The 14620-nt window shown below is 66.4% G+C and carries 15 protein-coding genes; 11 read left to right on the top strand and 4 right to left on the bottom strand.

All coding sequences use genetic code 11. The annotated features are described in order from the left end of the window. Nucleotides 1–233 precede the first annotated feature (233 nt). Entirely contained in the window at nt 234–854 is a 621-nt protein-coding gene (locus BJY16_RS36145; RefSeq protein ID WP_185044043.1) for a LysE family translocator, read from the bottom strand. Then, on the bottom strand, nt 851–1102 hold the full coding sequence (locus BJY16_RS36140; protein WP_185044042.1) for a hypothetical protein: 252 nt from the start codon (nt 1100–1102) through the stop codon (nt 851–853). The genes BJY16_RS36145 and BJY16_RS36140 overlap by 4 nt, the downstream gene beginning before the upstream one ends. A gap of 135 nt (nt 1103–1237) precedes the next feature. Between BJY16_RS36140 and BJY16_RS36135 the strand changes: the two genes are divergently transcribed. From BJY16_RS36135 to BJY16_RS36125, 3 genes are all read left to right on the top strand, one after another. Next, nucleotides 1238–1945 carry a DUF2238 domain-containing protein gene (locus tag BJY16_RS36135; RefSeq protein WP_239177291.1) on the top strand — a complete coding sequence of 236 codons (708 nt, stop codon included), beginning with the start codon at nt 1238–1240 and terminating at the stop codon, nt 1943–1945. 1357 nt (nt 1946–3302) lie between these two features. Then, nucleotides 3303–3767 (top strand): DIP1984 family protein, encoded by a 465-nt coding sequence (locus tag BJY16_RS36130; protein WP_185044041.1) that lies wholly within the window; start codon nt 3303–3305, stop codon nt 3765–3767. An 826-nt stretch (nt 3768–4593) separates the two neighbouring features. Then, entirely contained in the window at nt 4594–5187 is a 594-nt protein-coding gene (locus BJY16_RS36125; protein ID WP_185044040.1) for a hypothetical protein, read from the top strand. A 163-nt stretch (nt 5188–5350) separates the two neighbouring features. Here the strand turns inward: BJY16_RS36125 and BJY16_RS36120 are convergent, their stop codons facing one another. Beyond that, nucleotides 5351–7750 carry a glycoside hydrolase family 3 N-terminal domain-containing protein gene (locus BJY16_RS36120; protein ID WP_239177289.1) on the bottom strand — a complete coding sequence of 800 codons (2400 nt, stop codon included), beginning with the start codon at nt 7748–7750 and terminating at the stop codon, nt 5351–5353. Between the two features lie 327 nt (nt 7751–8077). Between BJY16_RS36120 and BJY16_RS36115 the strand changes: the two genes are divergently transcribed. From BJY16_RS36115 to BJY16_RS36080, 8 genes are all read left to right on the top strand, one after another. Next, the gene (locus BJY16_RS36115) at nt 8078–8386 is read left to right on the top strand and encodes a MazG-like family protein (RefSeq protein ID WP_185044038.1); all 309 of its coding nucleotides are present in this window, start codon (nt 8078–8080) and stop codon (nt 8384–8386) included. A 323-nt stretch (nt 8387–8709) separates the two neighbouring features. Then, nucleotides 8710–9996 (top strand): NsdA family TPR-like regulatory protein, encoded by a 1287-nt coding sequence (locus BJY16_RS36110; RefSeq protein WP_221502075.1) that lies wholly within the window; start codon nt 8710–8712, stop codon nt 9994–9996. A 38-nt stretch (nt 9997–10034) separates the two neighbouring features. Beyond that, nucleotides 10035–10910: a phosphotransferase enzyme family protein gene (locus BJY16_RS36105; RefSeq protein ID WP_185044036.1), complete on the top strand. Its 876-nt coding sequence runs from the start codon at nt 10035–10037 to the stop codon at nt 10908–10910. Nucleotides 10911–11480: 570 nt separating this feature from the next. Beyond that, on the top strand, nt 11481–11657 hold the full coding sequence (locus BJY16_RS36100) for a hypothetical protein (RefSeq protein ID WP_239177287.1): 177 nt from the start codon (nt 11481–11483) through the stop codon (nt 11655–11657). Then, the gene (locus tag BJY16_RS36095) at nt 11654–11911 is read left to right on the top strand and encodes a hypothetical protein (RefSeq protein ID WP_185044034.1); all 258 of its coding nucleotides are present in this window, start codon (nt 11654–11656) and stop codon (nt 11909–11911) included. The genes BJY16_RS36100 and BJY16_RS36095 overlap by 4 nt, the downstream gene beginning before the upstream one ends. A gap of 167 nt (nt 11912–12078) precedes the next feature. Continuing rightward, nucleotides 12079–12270 carry a DNA-binding protein gene (locus BJY16_RS36090; RefSeq protein ID WP_185044033.1) on the top strand — a complete coding sequence of 64 codons (192 nt, stop codon included), beginning with the start codon at nt 12079–12081 and terminating at the stop codon, nt 12268–12270. A gap of 153 nt (nt 12271–12423) precedes the next feature. Further along, nucleotides 12424–12675, top strand: a complete 252-nt coding sequence (locus BJY16_RS36085; protein WP_185044032.1) for a hypothetical protein — start codon at nt 12424–12426, stop codon at nt 12673–12675. Between the two features lie 216 nt (nt 12676–12891). Then, nucleotides 12892–13698, top strand: coding sequence for a hypothetical protein (locus BJY16_RS36080; protein ID WP_185044031.1), 807 nt, complete (start codon nt 12892–12894; stop codon nt 13696–13698). A gap of 156 nt (nt 13699–13854) precedes the next feature. Here BJY16_RS36080 and BJY16_RS36075 read toward each other — a convergent pair whose 3' ends face one another. Then, a complete protein-coding gene (locus BJY16_RS36075) occupies nt 13855–14457 on the bottom strand; it encodes an SMI1/KNR4 family protein (RefSeq protein WP_185044030.1) in 603 nt (200 codons plus the stop codon). Between the last annotated feature and the right edge of the window lie 163 nt (nt 14458–14620).

Genomic DNA, 14620 nt, shown 5'->3' with positions numbered 1-14620 from the left:
TCCGTGTGTGGGCCATACGCGCGGTGATCATCGGCTACTTCGGCACGCTGACCGACCCCGGCGCTGAGGTGTATCGCGAGCCCCTCGCGCACCGCACCGGCGAGTTGCTCGGCGGCTGCGGCCACGGTTCTGGGAGGCGCTGGCCGGGAGCTCCGGCGAGCGCCCCATCGGGATCGGCGCTCCCGCGACCGGAGGCGCCGGTGCGCGAATCTGCTGAGAAGAGTGCCTTCCTGTCACCGTTCGAATGCCAGCCGGGTTCCGAATCCGATCATGGCAATGCCGGTTGTCGCGTCGAGACAACGACGGACCTTCCTGCGCGCGAGGATCCGGCGGACGCGATGCATCACAGCCGTCAGGGTCAGCAAATAGGTCAGGGACAGTAGCGCATGGCTCAGCGCGAACAGCATCAGCGACAGCGGGCCCGCACCCGGCGTCAGGAATTGCGGTAGAACTGCCACGTAGAAGACAAGGACCTTCGGGTTGGTGATGTTCGACAGGAAGCCTTGACGCCAACCTCGCCGTGCGGCGTGCTCGACGGCGGCCGAGCCCGGCAGCGCGTACCTCCCTCTCCGCGCCGCCTGCAGCAACCGCAGGCCCAGATACATCAGGTAGGCCGCTCCCACCCACTTCACGACTGCGAAGACGGGCTGCGCTCGCATGACCAGGGCACCGAGCCCGGCCATGGCGACGACGCCTTGAACGGCGTTCGACGAGGCAACGCCCGCGGCCGACCACATCCCTCGCGAACGCCCGCCCGACATGGTGTTCCCCACCACCACCGCGAAGTCAGGACCGGGTATCAGCACCACAGTGAGGGCAAACACGAGATAAGTCGCATAGGCAGTCCAGTTCACGGAACGACGCTATTAGCACTCATCAAAAAAGGCTGGCGAGAATCGGACATGGCGTTCGGTGGGCGGGTCCTGGGACCGCACTGATCCGCCGCCGACGATGCACCGCCGCTGTCGGGATCATCATCGAGGCCGGTGACCGCCTGATCGGTGTGATCGGCCAGGCGGTCCTCGACGAACTCCTGCCCGCCACCCGCAACCGAGGCGAGGCCCGGACCAAGACGAACTCGACCGGCAAGTACTGCGCGCACGAGCGGCTCCGCGGGCGCCGTTCGCCCGGCTTCTCCGCGCCGCCCGGAAGACCCGGCTCCTTGGCACGGCGGTTGACCGGAGGTTGCCGCCGACCCGTGACAGCTTCGAGATCAGCGCCCCGTTGACTGATCGTCGTGGATGATCACGGGGGTCGGGTCGCGCTGCTGCTGGAGCCGGCGAGCCGGGCGACGCCGGCCTCGTCGAAGGCACACCGGTGGACGCTGGCCGCGTTCCTGATGGTGCTCGTGGCCACCTGGTGGCGCCCCATCTACCCGGCCGAGCAGGCCCTGCACCACTCGCTGACCGCGCTCGGCCTGCTCTCGCTGCTGCTGGTGCACCGGCGCCGCCCGCTGCCGTACGTCTCGTTCCTGCTGATCCTGATCTTCCTGACCCTGCACACGATCGCAGCGCGGTGGATCTACTCGTTCGTGCCCTACGACGACTGGACCGAGCACCTGTTCGGCTTCCGAACCGCCGACGTGTTCGGCTGGCACCGTAACCACTTCGACCGCCTGGTGCATGCCGCCTACGGCCTGTGTTTCGGCCCGGTCGTCTTCCGGGCCCTGCGGGAGTGGCGCGGCCTGCGGGCGCGCTGGGCCGCCCTGCTCGCGGTCGACGTGGTCCTCTCCACCAGCGCGCTGTACGAGCTGTTCGAGTGGGCCATCGCGATGACGCTCGCACCCGGAGCGGCCGAGGCGTACAACGGCCAGCAGGGCGACATGTGGGACGCGCACAAGGACATGACGTTCGCCACGCTGGGCGCCATCGTCGGGGTGGCCATCGCCGTCGTCGTGGCCTGGCGGCGATCAGCTCGCGCTGAGCGAGCCGGTGAGCGCCCGTGACGTGTCGCCCCGACAGTCCAGGCCTCCGGTGCAGATGATCACTGCTCGCCAGTAGCCGGGCAGGCGCCCGACTCTTTCCACCCAGCCGCCCGGGACGCTTTGTCGTCTACATGACCGGTTGGGGGTGCCTTCGCGGTCGTGCTTGAGTGTGCAGCCATAAGCCTCGCTGCGCTAGGCAAAACAAAATCCTGCGCGCTGCGGGTTGGATTGACCTAGCGACCCTAACCAAATTCGACGGCAGGGGCGAGCCGCCGACCATATACAAGAACCCAGAACAGCTATTCATGGGTAATTATCGACGCGGATCTGGCCGCGAAGTCGCTCGCCGAGGCCATCGGCGGCGGTGGTCATGCCCATTTTTCGCCAGCTGTCCAGACGCATCTGCCTGTCGCTCAGGGCGTCGGCGGTGGAACATGGCCAGCTGGTCTAGCAGATCAGGTGCCGTCTGGATGCGGTGGGCGATCGCCGGAGAGAGTTTCACCAGGCAGAGACTCATGCTCATTCGGCGAACATAGACGAGTCCGTCCCGGCGGGGACCTGGATCGCAGTACTCCTGTACGCGGCCGGCTGCGTCCTCATCTAGCCGCATAGAGCGCTCGCAGTTACCGCTGCAGGCTCACCAACTGGTCCTTCACCGAGTAGTCCACGAGCCCGACCAGTCACTCCTGCCGCCCTCGGCCTCGCATCGCTACGCTTTCGCTCAAGAAGTCCCTCTAGCGGGCTGGATGGGAAGATGCATGACGTATGACTTGCGGTTTGGGAGGGCAAGAGCCCGGCTGAAGCCGATGCAGGTGGCGCCTTCGAGCGTCTCTACGACAAGTACCTCGGCAGCTCGGATGATGTTCCGCCCACGCCGGCAATCCGCGAATGCGTCATAGCGCTGCTGGCCCGATGGATCGACATGGCCGAGGATGAGGAAGACATCAGCCCTTGGTCTGACGGACCTTTGATGACTAATGCGAGTGGGCCCATCATCTACTTCGCCATGCGTTACAGCAGGGCGGAGGAGGTCTCTGCAGCGGCAGCTCAGAAGGCAGCATAGCGGGGATTGGTCTGTTTCGACCCGCAATGGAATCGCCTTCGCCCTACTGTGGGGAGCTTTGACCGCACTCAACCGCCGCTGCCGTGCGACGGCGGACTCCAAGGTGAAGCCGACGATCTTCCCATGGCGGCACGGCCCAGCATGATCGCGATATGAACTCTCATACGCCGGTCGTGCGGGATTGCTCAGTGCGGTGGCCGCGCTTCCCGCGGATCCGGGTAAGGACGTCCGTTGCAGGGTGGCCGCCACGCCCGCTCCTGGATCAGGCAGGATATCGCCGCGCCGTTTTGATCTTGGCCCGCCATACTGGTGTCCATGAAACTTGCCGAGGCTCTCGCGCTGCGGGCAGCTGCATCACGACGCGCTGAACAGCTTCGTTCCCGGATCGCCGGCAGCGCGCGCTACCAGGAGGGTGAGACACCGGCGGAGGACGCCGCGGCGCTGCTGACCGAGGCCGGCACGGTGCTCGATGAATTCGAGTCGCTGATCCGGCGAATCAATCGAACCAACGCTGCCACCACGGTCGAGGGCGGCACCCTCACCGACGCGCTCGCCCGCCGTGACATCCTGCGCCTGCGGCACGGCATCCTCACCTCGGCGGCTGACGCGGCGGCCGGCGAAGGCCAGCGTGGGTTCCGGCAGTTGCGCTCCGAACTGAAAATGGTCCCAGCGCTACCAGTGGCCGACTTGCGGCGCCAGGCGGACGACCTCGCCCGGCAGCTCCGCGAGGTAGACACGCTGATCCAGCGGACCAACTGGGAGGCCGACCTGCTCGATTGACAGGCGCGGAGCAGGTAGCCGACGTGGAGGCGTGCACGAACCCGAGAGCCGGCGGGTAAATCGGCTCCTTTCTTGGCGCGCCAAGGGCAGGCGCAGGGGTTCGACTCCCTGGCATACACCGCACGCCCAGCACGGAGCACAAGTGATGGCGCACCGGGCACGGCACACAACCAAGTGCAGATCCACGACGGCGAGGGCGGGAAACGGGGAACTCCGCAGCCCGTAGAAGCGAACTACCAGCAACGCAGCGTTGTACTCGTCTGCCGCTGATCGCGCCGACGGCTTTGGACGAGGGGTGGGCCGATCCGAGGGCCAGAGTTTCGAACCTAGAATCGGGAAACGGCGTCGTTCGCGGCTCAGTCGCTTTCCGGCGCAGGCTCCATCACGTCTCCCCAGGCTCCCTCTCCCCAGGGGTTACCGCTGACGCCCAAGCGCCCGGCCACAACCTCATCGACGAAGTCTGGGCGTGCAATCCCCACAGATTGCTTGGACCACCACAGCGAGTCGCACTCCTTGCAGACGTAGAACCGTGAACCGCCGTCCTTGAACCGGTAGGAACGGACCCAATCCTGGCCGCACTCTGGACACGGGGTTCGAGGATTCATGCCGTGTAGTATCGCGCGTAACCTGTCCCTATCGGCACAGCGAAAGCGCCCTTCCAACGACGGCCTCTTCTCTGCCGCCGAGCGCGCGGCTCACTGGCCGCGAGCCGTCACACTCTGTCGCGCTGGCCGAGCCGGCGCACGCTCGTACCGAGATGAGTGCACCCGAAGCTCCATAGAGAGGGTCTCCAAATTGTGTCGGTGGTAGCCGTTACAGTGCGCGCATGAGTGACGCCTACACGGTCTACTGGCCGCAAGATCGTTGGCGTTCGGCGTTGCGTGTGCACCGACCGCTGGAGGTCATGTTTGGGGGCCCGCACGTGTCCGAGCCGAGTTTCCGACATGCCAAGGTCAGTGTCGGTGACCTGCTCTACGCCGTCGGCGTGTATCGGCAGGTCCTGCTCGTATTGGGGCGCATGCGAGTCCGGGAGATCGTAGAAGTTGACGTTGACTCCCTGGATGGATACTTCGAACGATTTGCCAGCTGGCGGTTCCTGGCGCCGACATGCACCACCGAGGTTGTGCTCGGCGAAGGCGGCACCCTGGTGCACGGCAACCAGGCCGTTGCGGGCGAAGCGCTCAAGACCCTGACCTACCTGCCGCGCCGAGGGCCGCGGCCCATCAAGCATGTCAACGAGGACGGATTGTTGACGAAGGCGATCAGCGTGCAAGGTATCTACCGGCTGGCTCCCATATCAGCCCTCGAGCTTGACGCCGTGTTGCAGAGCCCGCCCAGCGCCCGGTCCACTGTCCCGTCCCGTCCGGCATCCAAGCAGGCCCACGACTCCGCAACCTCGGGTATCCAAACTCTGTTCTGAACAGCATGGGTGCGGAACTCGCCCGATGACCTCCAGATCTCGTCGAGGTCGATTATCGAAGGCTCTCGGCAACCTGCTCAATCAGCAGAAGCCCCAACTGCCTCCCGCCACGATATTCACTCTCATGCCGCGATCCGGGCGGGGTATCGGTACGGCGACAGCGTCAGTCCGCGGTGCAGGCTGTTCCGTTCAGGGTGAAGGCTGCGGGCCGCGGGTTGGTGCCCTGGAGGGAGGCGTTGAAGCCGAAACTGATCGTCGCGCCCGGGGCCAGACTGGTGCTCCAGGCCTCACCGGTTGCGGTGACCGTCGAGCCGCTCTGCGCGACCCGCGCGGACCAGGCCTGAGTGACGGTCTGGCCTGCGCTGAAAGCCCAGGTCAGCGTCCACGGGTTGAGGGCCGCCGAACCAGTGTTGGTCAGCGCGACCGTGCCGGTGAAGCCGGTGCTCCAGTCGTTGGTGGTGTAGCGGACCCGGCACGACGCGGCTGGTGTGCCGCCGGTCGGGGTCGTCACCGCCAGGACCGGGGACCGGGCGGAGCGATTGCCGGCCGCGTCGCGCGCCGCCACGCTGAACGCGTAGGACGTACCGGCGGTCAGGCCGGTGACGGTGTACGAGGCGGTGTCCGGGGAGGCCACCAGGAGGCCGTCGCGGTAGACGTCGTATCCGGCGAGTCCGCTGCCGCCGGTGTCGGTCGACGCCGGCCAGGTCAGTGTCAGGCCGGTGGCCGTCACCGCGGTCGCCGTGGGGAAGCCGGGAGTGGACGGCGCGGTGGTGTCGCCGGGCGTGGTGGTCGAATAGGTAAGTCCGAAGCCGTACGGGAAAAGGGGTGTCTTGCCGTCCCCGTCGTTGATCGGCTGCTGGGCGGCCGACTGCATCCACGTCACGGGCAGTTTGCCGGTCGGCGCGTAGTCGCCGAACAGCACGTCGGCGACGCCGGCGCCCTCGCTGCCGGGCAGCCAGGCGGCGATCAGGGCCGTCCAGTTCCCGATCTCGGCGGCGATGTCCAGCGGGCGGCCGGAGACCAGCACCACGATCACCGGTACGCCCGAGGCGCGCAGCCGGGACAGCGTGGCGAGGTCCGTCGCGTCCAAGCTCATCGAGCCGGGGCGGTCACCCTGGCCTTCGGCGTACGGCGTCTCGCCGACCACGGCGATCGCCGCACGGTAGGTGTTGTCAATCCCGGCGCCGTCGCGGTCATAAGTGACGGTGGTGCCGCTGCCCGCGATGGCGCGGATGCCGGCCAGCACGGACGTGCCGGGCACCGTGTTGCCGCTGGCGCCCTGCCAGCTCAGCGTCCATCCACCGCTCTGATTGCCGATGTCGTCCGCGCTCTTGCCGGCCACGAAGATTTTTCCGCCGCTCTTGGCGAGCGGCAGGATCCCTTCGGCGTTCTTCAACAAGACCTGAGATTGACGTACGGCCTGTCGGGCCAGCGTCCGGTGCGCGGCGCTGCCGATCGTCGTGGCGTAACTCCGGTCGGCGTACGGCTTCTCGAAGAGGCCCAGTTCGAACTTCTTGGTGAGGATGCGCCGGTTGGCGTCGTCGATTCGGGTCATCGGGATCTGCCCCGCCTGCACAGCAGCGCGCAGGTAGCCGACGAACGTCTTCCAGTCGGTCGGCACCATGATCATGTCGAGTCCGGCGTTGACCGCGGTGACCACCTCGGCCTGTGTGAAGCCGCGCTGCCCGTCGAGCTGGTCGATGGCGGCCCAGTCCGAGACGACAAAGCCGGTGAAGCCCAGCTCACCTTTGAGCACGTCGGTGATGAGGTATTCGTGGCCGTGCAGCTTGGCGCCGTTGAAGCTGCTGTAGGAGATCATCACCGAGCCCACGCCGTGTTCGACAGCGGCGGCGAACGGCGGCAGGTGGATGGCGCGCAACTCGGCCTCGGTCAGCTGAGTGTTGCCCTGGTCCGTGCCGCCGGTGGTGCCGCCGTCGCCGATGTAGTGCTTCGCGGTGGCCAACACCGAGGCGGGCCCGTCGAGGCGGGAGCCCTGCAGGCCGTCGACGATCGTCGTCATCGCCGTGGCGATCTCCGGTTTCTCGCCGAACGATTCGTACGTGCGGCCCCACCGATCGTTGCGGGCCACGCACAGGCAGGGCGCGAACGTCCAGTCCAGCCCCGCGCCGGTGACCTCCTCGGCCGTCGCCCGGCCGATCTGCTGGACCAGCGCCGGGTCGCGGGTGGCTCCGAGCCCGATGTTGTGCGGGAAGATGGTCGATCCCGGCACGTTGTTGTTCCCGTGCACGGCGTCGATGCCATAGAGGATCGGGATCTGCAGCGGCGTGGCGAGGGCGCCCCTCTGATAGTTGTCGTACATGTCGGCCCACCCGGTCGGGGTGTTCGGCGACGGCGCCGAGCCGCCGCCGGACAGCACCGAGCCGACCCGGAATGTCGTGACGTCCGCGGCGGTGGTGGTGCCGCGCTCCGACTGCGTCATCTGGCCGACCTTGTCGTCGAGGCTCATCCGGCCGAGCAGATCAGCGACCCGGGTCGCCACCGGCAACGTCGGATCCTGATAGGGCAGCCCGGCGGCCGCGGCGGGCGCGGCGGGAACGGTCATGACGCCGGCGAGCAGTCCGGCCGCTGCGGCGACGGCGACCGCTACGCGGCCCCGTGCCCTACCCGATGAGCGCATAGCCCTGTCCTCACGCCGCAAAACATGTGCCGTCATCGTTACATGGGAGCGCTCCCATTACAAACAGGCGGTGGTGCGTACTTCGAGAGCGGCGCTTGGCGAGACCAAAATTGATCGATCGACATAGGCCCTCCTGATCCCTACGGACCACCCAGACGAGCACACGTGACACGCTAACGGTGGGTTTCCCGCAGCACGCCGGGCTCGATAAGCTGCCCCGGTTTGTAGCCTGCTGACGTCCGGAGGCACACCTTGGAGATCAGGTCCGCCCAGAAGCTGACCTGGGAAAACAAGCTGGCCAAAGGCTTCAACACCAGCGAAGTTCCCCTGGAGTTCTGTCTACTGCAAGGCGAGGTCGCCGAAGCCTTCGACGCCTGGCGCCGCACCCGTGACAACCTCGGCGAAGAACTCGCCGACATCGCCATCTACGTCATGTCACTGGCCGAAATGACCGGCGTCGACCTGCAGTCAGCCGTCGAGCAGAAGCTCACCAAGAACGCCAAACGCACCTACGTCAAGGACGATGCCTCCGGAACGTTGGTCAAAGTCGAGCCGGCATAAGCACTGGGCCACAACGACCTGCGGCGGCCGCGTCAGCGCGAGCGCCGTTCATCGGTCTGGAGACACGCTCCCACCGTCACCGCCGATGGGTACACACAGTGGGTGGTGCGGAATTCCGCTCGCAGCAACACGCCGGCACCATGCTGCACAGCTACGTACCAGGCTACTCAATACCTCCCCGGGTCCCCACGGTGGGTCCCCACGGTGGGTGATCGGCAGCGACGCTGTTGAGATCACTGCCGTTCGATGCCACGCTGACCCGATACGGCCATATCGGGCGTACGCCGAAGTCGACAGTCGCGACGGGTGCGAGAGGGGTGCCGATGCGCGTCGAGATCGACCCGAGCTGGTGGGCATCAGGCACTTGGGAAGGCCGTCCGATCCGGGAATTCTTGGAACGACGCGACGTCACGGCAATCTTCCGGTTCCTGCACGCCCGGGGTGTCTCGTACGCCAGCATCGGCGGGCTCGTCGGCATCTCGCCGAACCGGGCCGCCGAGATCGCCAAGAACATCCGGCAGGTCACGGCCTACGAGGTGCTTGACCGTGTCGCTGAGGGTCTAGGTATCCCTCGCGCGGTGATGGGCCTAGGCTACGAGACCGGTGCGGTTGTCCCGGCCGCTCCGGTCGAACCGGAGTCCTTCTCCGGTGGGCTGGCCGCGCTGCGCGTGCAACTGGACGAGGCGTTGGCCGCGTCCTCGGTCACGGCTTACCAGCTGGAGATGATCGAGGAAGCGACTCATGATCACGTTCGTGGTTATCTGTCTACCGCGCCGTCGGTGGTGTTGAAGCAGGTCACTGCCGAATGTGCCGAGGTGCTCGCGCTGTCCCGGCGGCGGCAGCCGGCCGCGGTCCAGGCACGGCTGTCGGGTGCCGCAGCTCTGCTCGCGACCCTGTCCGCGGACGCACTGATGCGACTCGGAGACGCCACCAATGCCCGGCTGTGGTACCGGACGGCGGCCGCCGCCTCCGACGACAGCGGACAGAGCCGGTTGCGGGTGCTGGTGCGGGCACACGCGGCGATGCTTCCCTACTACTTCGGTGACCCTCAGCAGACGATCACGCTGGCCGAACATGCGCTGGCGATGTCCACGACGCCGTGCCCGCTGACTGCGCTGGCCGCGGCAGCCCGTGCTCGTGCGCTGGCCCGCACCGGCGCCGCCGAGCAGGCGCGGATCGCTATGCGACAGGCCCGGCAGCTCTTCGACCAGGTCGAGGGCGCTGACAACAACGCCGCCTTCGAGTTCCCGGCACGACGCCTGCTGTTCTATCTGTCCGGGACTGCCGCCTGGGCCGGCGACCGCACGACGGCTTACCAGTTGCAGGAGGAGGCGCTCGAGCTGTACCGGGCCAACACCACGCCGTCGATCGACCCCGCACTCATCCTGATGGACCGATCGATGTGCCTGACCCAGGAGCACCGCGCTGGTGAGGCCGCCGCCGTGGCACGCGAGGCCGTCGGCTGCCTGCCGGAGCCACAACGCACCGAGATCGTCCTGTCGCGGGCACGCGACATCGTCGCCGCCGTCCCCACCGGCCAGCGACACGGACCCGTTCTCGAACTGGACGAATATCTTCGCGAGTGCGGACGGCACGCGCCCTTACCCTGAATCGGGAAGGACACCGCACTCGACCGCAGGGAGCGTTCATGTTCGTCGAGGAGCGGACCCGGCCGATACTCGACGAGGTCTGCCTCATCCTGGATCGTTCCCCGGCAGAGGCCGTCCTGCTGCGTCACCACACGAACGCGGTCTACGCGGTGGGTGACGTGGTGGTCAAGATCAGCCCGTTGTCGGTCCCGCTCGAACGGGTGCGGCGGGTCGTCGACCTCGTCGCCTGGCTGCAGGCGCGCGACTTCCTGACCGTGGCCCTTCACCCTGGCATCTCGCAGCCGATCGAGGTCGACGGTCATGCCGTCACCTTGTGGCGACGCCTCGACGCGTCCGTTGCCCAGCCGATCACCACCGGCGAGCTCGGGCAGCTGCTACGGCAGTTACACGCCCTGCCACTGCCGCCGGCGGGCGTGCCCACCGTCCTCGACCCGATCAACGGAATCCGGCGCTCCGTCGATGCCTCGGCAATCCTCGCCCCGGCCGACCAAGAATTGCTGGCCCACCGCCTCGGCGAACTGGCCCCGGTCTGGGCGGCCGCTATGCCGTGGGACAGCGGCCTCATCCAGTCCGACCCGCAGGTCCGCAACGCCCTGCGCCGCGACGACGGCATCCCGGTGCTGGCCGACTGGGACAGCGCCTCCGACGGCCCCCGTATGTGGGACGTCGCGACCGTTGCGGTGCACTGCCGCCGGTTCGGCAGCCACGACTTCGACGACTTCGTCACCGCCTACGGACGCGATCCCCGCGGCTGGGACCGCTTCGAGGACCTCTGTCGGCTCCGTGAGCTCCAGATGATCGCCACTAACGCCCGCAAGTCGGCACCCGGCAGCCCAGCTGCCGCCGAGGTCGCCCGCCGCATCGCCGGTCTGCGCGCGGACCCGCACGCCGTGATGACATGGAACATCCTCTGACTGCCGGATCCGCACACGTTACAGCGGCGCGGCCCGGCACGGCCCTTCTTGCGGCACGAAAGACCCGTTTGGTCAGCACGGAACTCGACGTGCCTGATCCCCCCGTATCTATCGACCGTTGAAAACACCCGTGATGGGGGTTCGGGCTGCACCCCCACCGTGATCTATCAATTGACGCCTCCGGCACGGGATCGTCTGTGCCAAGCCAACGAGGGATTGGTTACCGGCAGCGACGGGAGGCGTCATGGAACATCGGAAGGAACAGCGCGATTGGTGGCACCGTGTGTTCTTTCTGCGGCGCCGCAAGTGCGTATGCGGTCTGGCCTGGCCCTGTATGGAATTGCACCTTCAGCAGATCCGTCAACACGCGACCGGGACACCGCCGAACACGCCGCGATGGTCAACCGAGCCAACACGAGCATTCCGTCAGATCGGCCGAGCCGGTTCGTTGACCTCGGCGCAGACTCGGCGGGCTAATGGAGACCGGCGATGCTGATCCCTCGGACGAACCACCAGGGCGAGCGCCCCAGCTGGGACTGCAAGGCTTGCGGGGAACCGTGGCCCTGCGCCGTGGCCAAGGTCGAGCTCGCCGAGCAATACCAACGCTTCCCGCACGGCCTGGCGGTCCTGCTCGGCTCCTACCTGATCGAAGCGATCGACGACTGGGCTGCCGGTTCTGGCGGGTCACCGCCTGACCTCTACGAGCGGTTTCTCGGTTGGTGCGAGGAGCCGGGGCTCGCGGCATGACGCCGCACGGCCCGCTGGAGCAGGGGAGCGGCTTGCTCAACCTGCTCCTAGACGTCTTCGGCATGCCGGTCGTGGTCAGGGTCGGTACCACGTTGGTCAGGATCAGCCGGATCAGCGTGAACGAAACTCACGCGGTCCTGGAACTGGACTCCGCAGAGTTGGAGGTCGCTGTCGAGGATCTCGTCCTCGACACGATCACCGCCGCGAAGGTCCGGGTCGCTCAACCGGCAGAAGATCCGCCACCTCGGACCTGATTCGGCTTCGCAGCCCTATCACTGCTGCCCAGGCGTACCGGCCACGAGAGCCGGGACTATGACGACCACAAAGCTCCAGCGGAGGCGGCGCGATGACCAGCCGAGAAGCCACCGACGGCGAGTCGGGTTGTGCGCGTTGCTGGGCTCAGGGTGAGGGGCCCCGGCTGATGGCCGCAGCGGAGATCACCAAGCGGCTCGGAGTCAGCCGGCAGCGGGTGCAGCAGCTGGCATGCCGCGAAGACTTCCCGCAGCCGTACGCGCAGTTGAGCCTCGGCCGGATCTGGCTGGCCCCAGAGGTGGAGCTGTGGATCCTGCACCATTGGAGACCACGAGCCAGGTGTTCGGTGCCGAAACCGTGAGGCGACGGGGCTTGCCGGTGGGAGCTGCACGATCGTGTCCGTCGACCGGCCGTACCGCCCTTGACGTCGACCTGGCTGCCATCGCAGATATCAACCCGCTCCTTCCCGCTCTGGCCGGCACCACATCCATGGCTGAGGGGGGAGGAACTCGCGATGCAAACCATGGGAGCCACCGAACTCAAAGCCGAACGCACCAAGGCAGCCAAATCCCGACGGCATCAGCCTCCCTCCACCGACACCCTCGTAGCCCTGCCGAAATGGGAACAGGCGGCCCGGCGCCGAGGCATCGACTTCGTCACCTACCGACGGCTCGCGGAAGCCTTCGGCCAGATCGAGGTCGCCGCGCTCAGGAGGCTGCTCATCACACGCATGCTGCCCGTGACACCGGCCTGCTTTGGAAAGTGAAGCCACTCGTGCGTGAAGCCGCAGGGACCAGCGGTGAAGCCACGCCGACCTGGTTCATCTGAGGTCGGGTCGACGCACCCTCTCGACGCCGAGCTCACATGCCGAGTTGAGTGCGTCTGACCGCCGAGTGGGCCACTACCTGTTTCGCGTTGGCCGCTTCAAGAGAACCGCTGACCCACCCGCGGCCAGGTGGACCCAAATGGTAGACGTGACGGGGTGAGGAACACGGATAACGAAGCGGTTGTGCACCAAGAAAACCTGCTCAGGGATGCCACGAGTAAGCGTGTCGCGACGCGGCTTGCCCTGGCGGAGGATCGGAAGACGCCACCCGAGATCATCGCTCGTCTGGCCGTCGACCCATCGACGAGAATTCGCCGGGCCGTTGCCGTTCGCTCGGATCTGACACGAACGGTGCTCAACACGCTCGCATCGGACGATGACAGGAACGTGCGGGAAGCGGTGGCAGCCCACCCGGCAACATCCCGAGAAGACCTGATCCGGCTCGTCGGCGATCCGCACCCCCACGTCCGCTGGAAGGTAGCAGACAATCCCGGGTGCGACGAACACGTGCAGCGCGCCATCTGTGCGTCACCCGACGAGGATCTTCGCTTCAAGCTCGTCTACCGCAAAGACCTCGCCCCCGACGTAGTAGCGGCGCTCGTTGCCGACAGCTCCGTCAACCTCCGCAGTGAACTTGCCTTCGAAACGGCTGATTCGGTCGCCTTGGCCACCTTGAGCGCCGACTCCGTCGCCAAAGTCCGAGCCGGCGCGGCAATAAACACCCGCACGACGGCCGAGCAACGCCGCGTCCTCGCCAGGGATCGCTCAGCGCTGGTCCGGTCCGCACTCGTTCGCGCCGTCACCCTGGAGGAGGAAGACCTCCAGCGGCTCGCCCGAGATCGATCAGTAGAGGTCCGGTGGTGGATGGCCACCGCGCTCATTACCCCACGACACATCCGCGACATCCTCAGACAGGACCCTGACGCCTCAGTCCGCTCGCAGGCGGAGGACCCTTCCTACTGAATCGCCTCGCCGGCGCATCGGCAGACGGCGCCGCCTGTTCCCTGCCCACCGTTCCTATCCTCGGCACTATCAACTGCCGATGTGAGTGCGCGCTTGTTCGATTCCGGTGAAAGAACATCAGGTAAAATGCTGCCTCGGCGGCGTCGAGGTGGGACCTCAACCAGTCAGCGACCAGTTGAGCCGACCGTCTTCGACGATGGGGCGCCTTCTCTCAATTTCGGTGCCATCTATCATTGCATCAGCAACGTCCGACAACATTGCTTTCACGTTCAGCCAGACCGGTCCGCTATAGTTCCATTCATCTTTACGGTGCCTTCCCACGCATCCGGATTTTGGTCCGGGACGTAGATCGAGGAAGAGGTAGTCCCCTCCGAGATTGTGGGCTATCGGAAACCACTCCGGCAGCCAAGTCCAGGAGAGCGGAGAACCGGCTGGCTCGGCGCGCCGTTGAGCGAGTTCGGGCTCGTCGGCGACGAACTTCAACATAACTTGGTAGCGGGCCAGGGCGTCTCTCGTGGAGAGCGGTGTCCAAACGACGGGTATGAGCCAGACAGCGGTGCCGCCTTCGTCAGTTCCATCTGCGAGCTGCCACCACGCCCGCTGATCAGCCGGCAGCGGCCTTCCCAAGACATGCTCGATAACGTCGAGCTGCTCAGCGGAAGCGGGACCCTGAAGGCTCACAAGATCATCTGGGCAGTTGTCTGCGAGCCATTTGACGATCTTGCTCCATGAGCGTTCCACATCCGGTAATTGCCCCATGTGGCTAGCATCTCCGAAGCCGGAGGAGTTGATCTCGAAGATCGCGGTATTACATCGGTAAGCACGCTGCCAGCCCGCCAGCGTGCTTACTCATTTGCCGCGTATCGTGCGCTCTCTGTCAGTGGGCGGTCGAGAGTGTAAGATGGCCATCCTCGGTAGCCGT

The organism is Actinoplanes octamycinicus, from assembly GCF_014205225.1.
Classification (GTDB): Bacteria; Actinomycetota; Actinomycetes; order Mycobacteriales; family Micromonosporaceae; genus Actinoplanes; species Actinoplanes octamycinicus.
Note: the sequence above shows the minus strand (reverse complement) of the source record. Positions and strands in the feature narration are given on the sequence as shown.

Coding starts and splice junctions, on each gene's coding strand:
- BJY16_RS36120 (WP_239177289.1), bottom strand. CDS start 7,750: ATGACCGTTCCCGCCGCGCCCGCCGCGGCCGCCGGGCTGCCCTATCAG.
- BJY16_RS36105 (WP_185044036.1), top strand. CDS start 10,035: ATGTTCGTCGAGGAGCGGACCCGGCCGATACTCGACGAGGTCTGCCTC.
- BJY16_RS36110 (WP_221502075.1), top strand. CDS start 8,710: ATGCGCGTCGAGATCGACCCGAGCTGGTGGGCATCAGGCACTTGGGAA.
- BJY16_RS36090 (WP_185044033.1), top strand. CDS start 12,079: ATGGCCGCAGCGGAGATCACCAAGCGGCTCGGAGTCAGCCGGCAGCGG.
- BJY16_RS36095 (WP_185044034.1), top strand. CDS start 11,654: ATGACGCCGCACGGCCCGCTGGAGCAGGGGAGCGGCTTGCTCAACCTG.
- BJY16_RS36130 (WP_185044041.1), top strand. CDS start 3,303: ATGAAACTTGCCGAGGCTCTCGCGCTGCGGGCAGCTGCATCACGACGC.
- BJY16_RS36125 (WP_185044040.1), top strand. CDS start 4,594: ATGAGTGACGCCTACACGGTCTACTGGCCGCAAGATCGTTGGCGTTCG.
- BJY16_RS36085 (WP_185044032.1), top strand. CDS start 12,424: ATGCAAACCATGGGAGCCACCGAACTCAAAGCCGAACGCACCAAGGCA.
- BJY16_RS36075 (WP_185044030.1), bottom strand. CDS start 14,457: ATGGGGCAATTACCGGATGTGGAACGCTCATGGAGCAAGATCGTCAAA.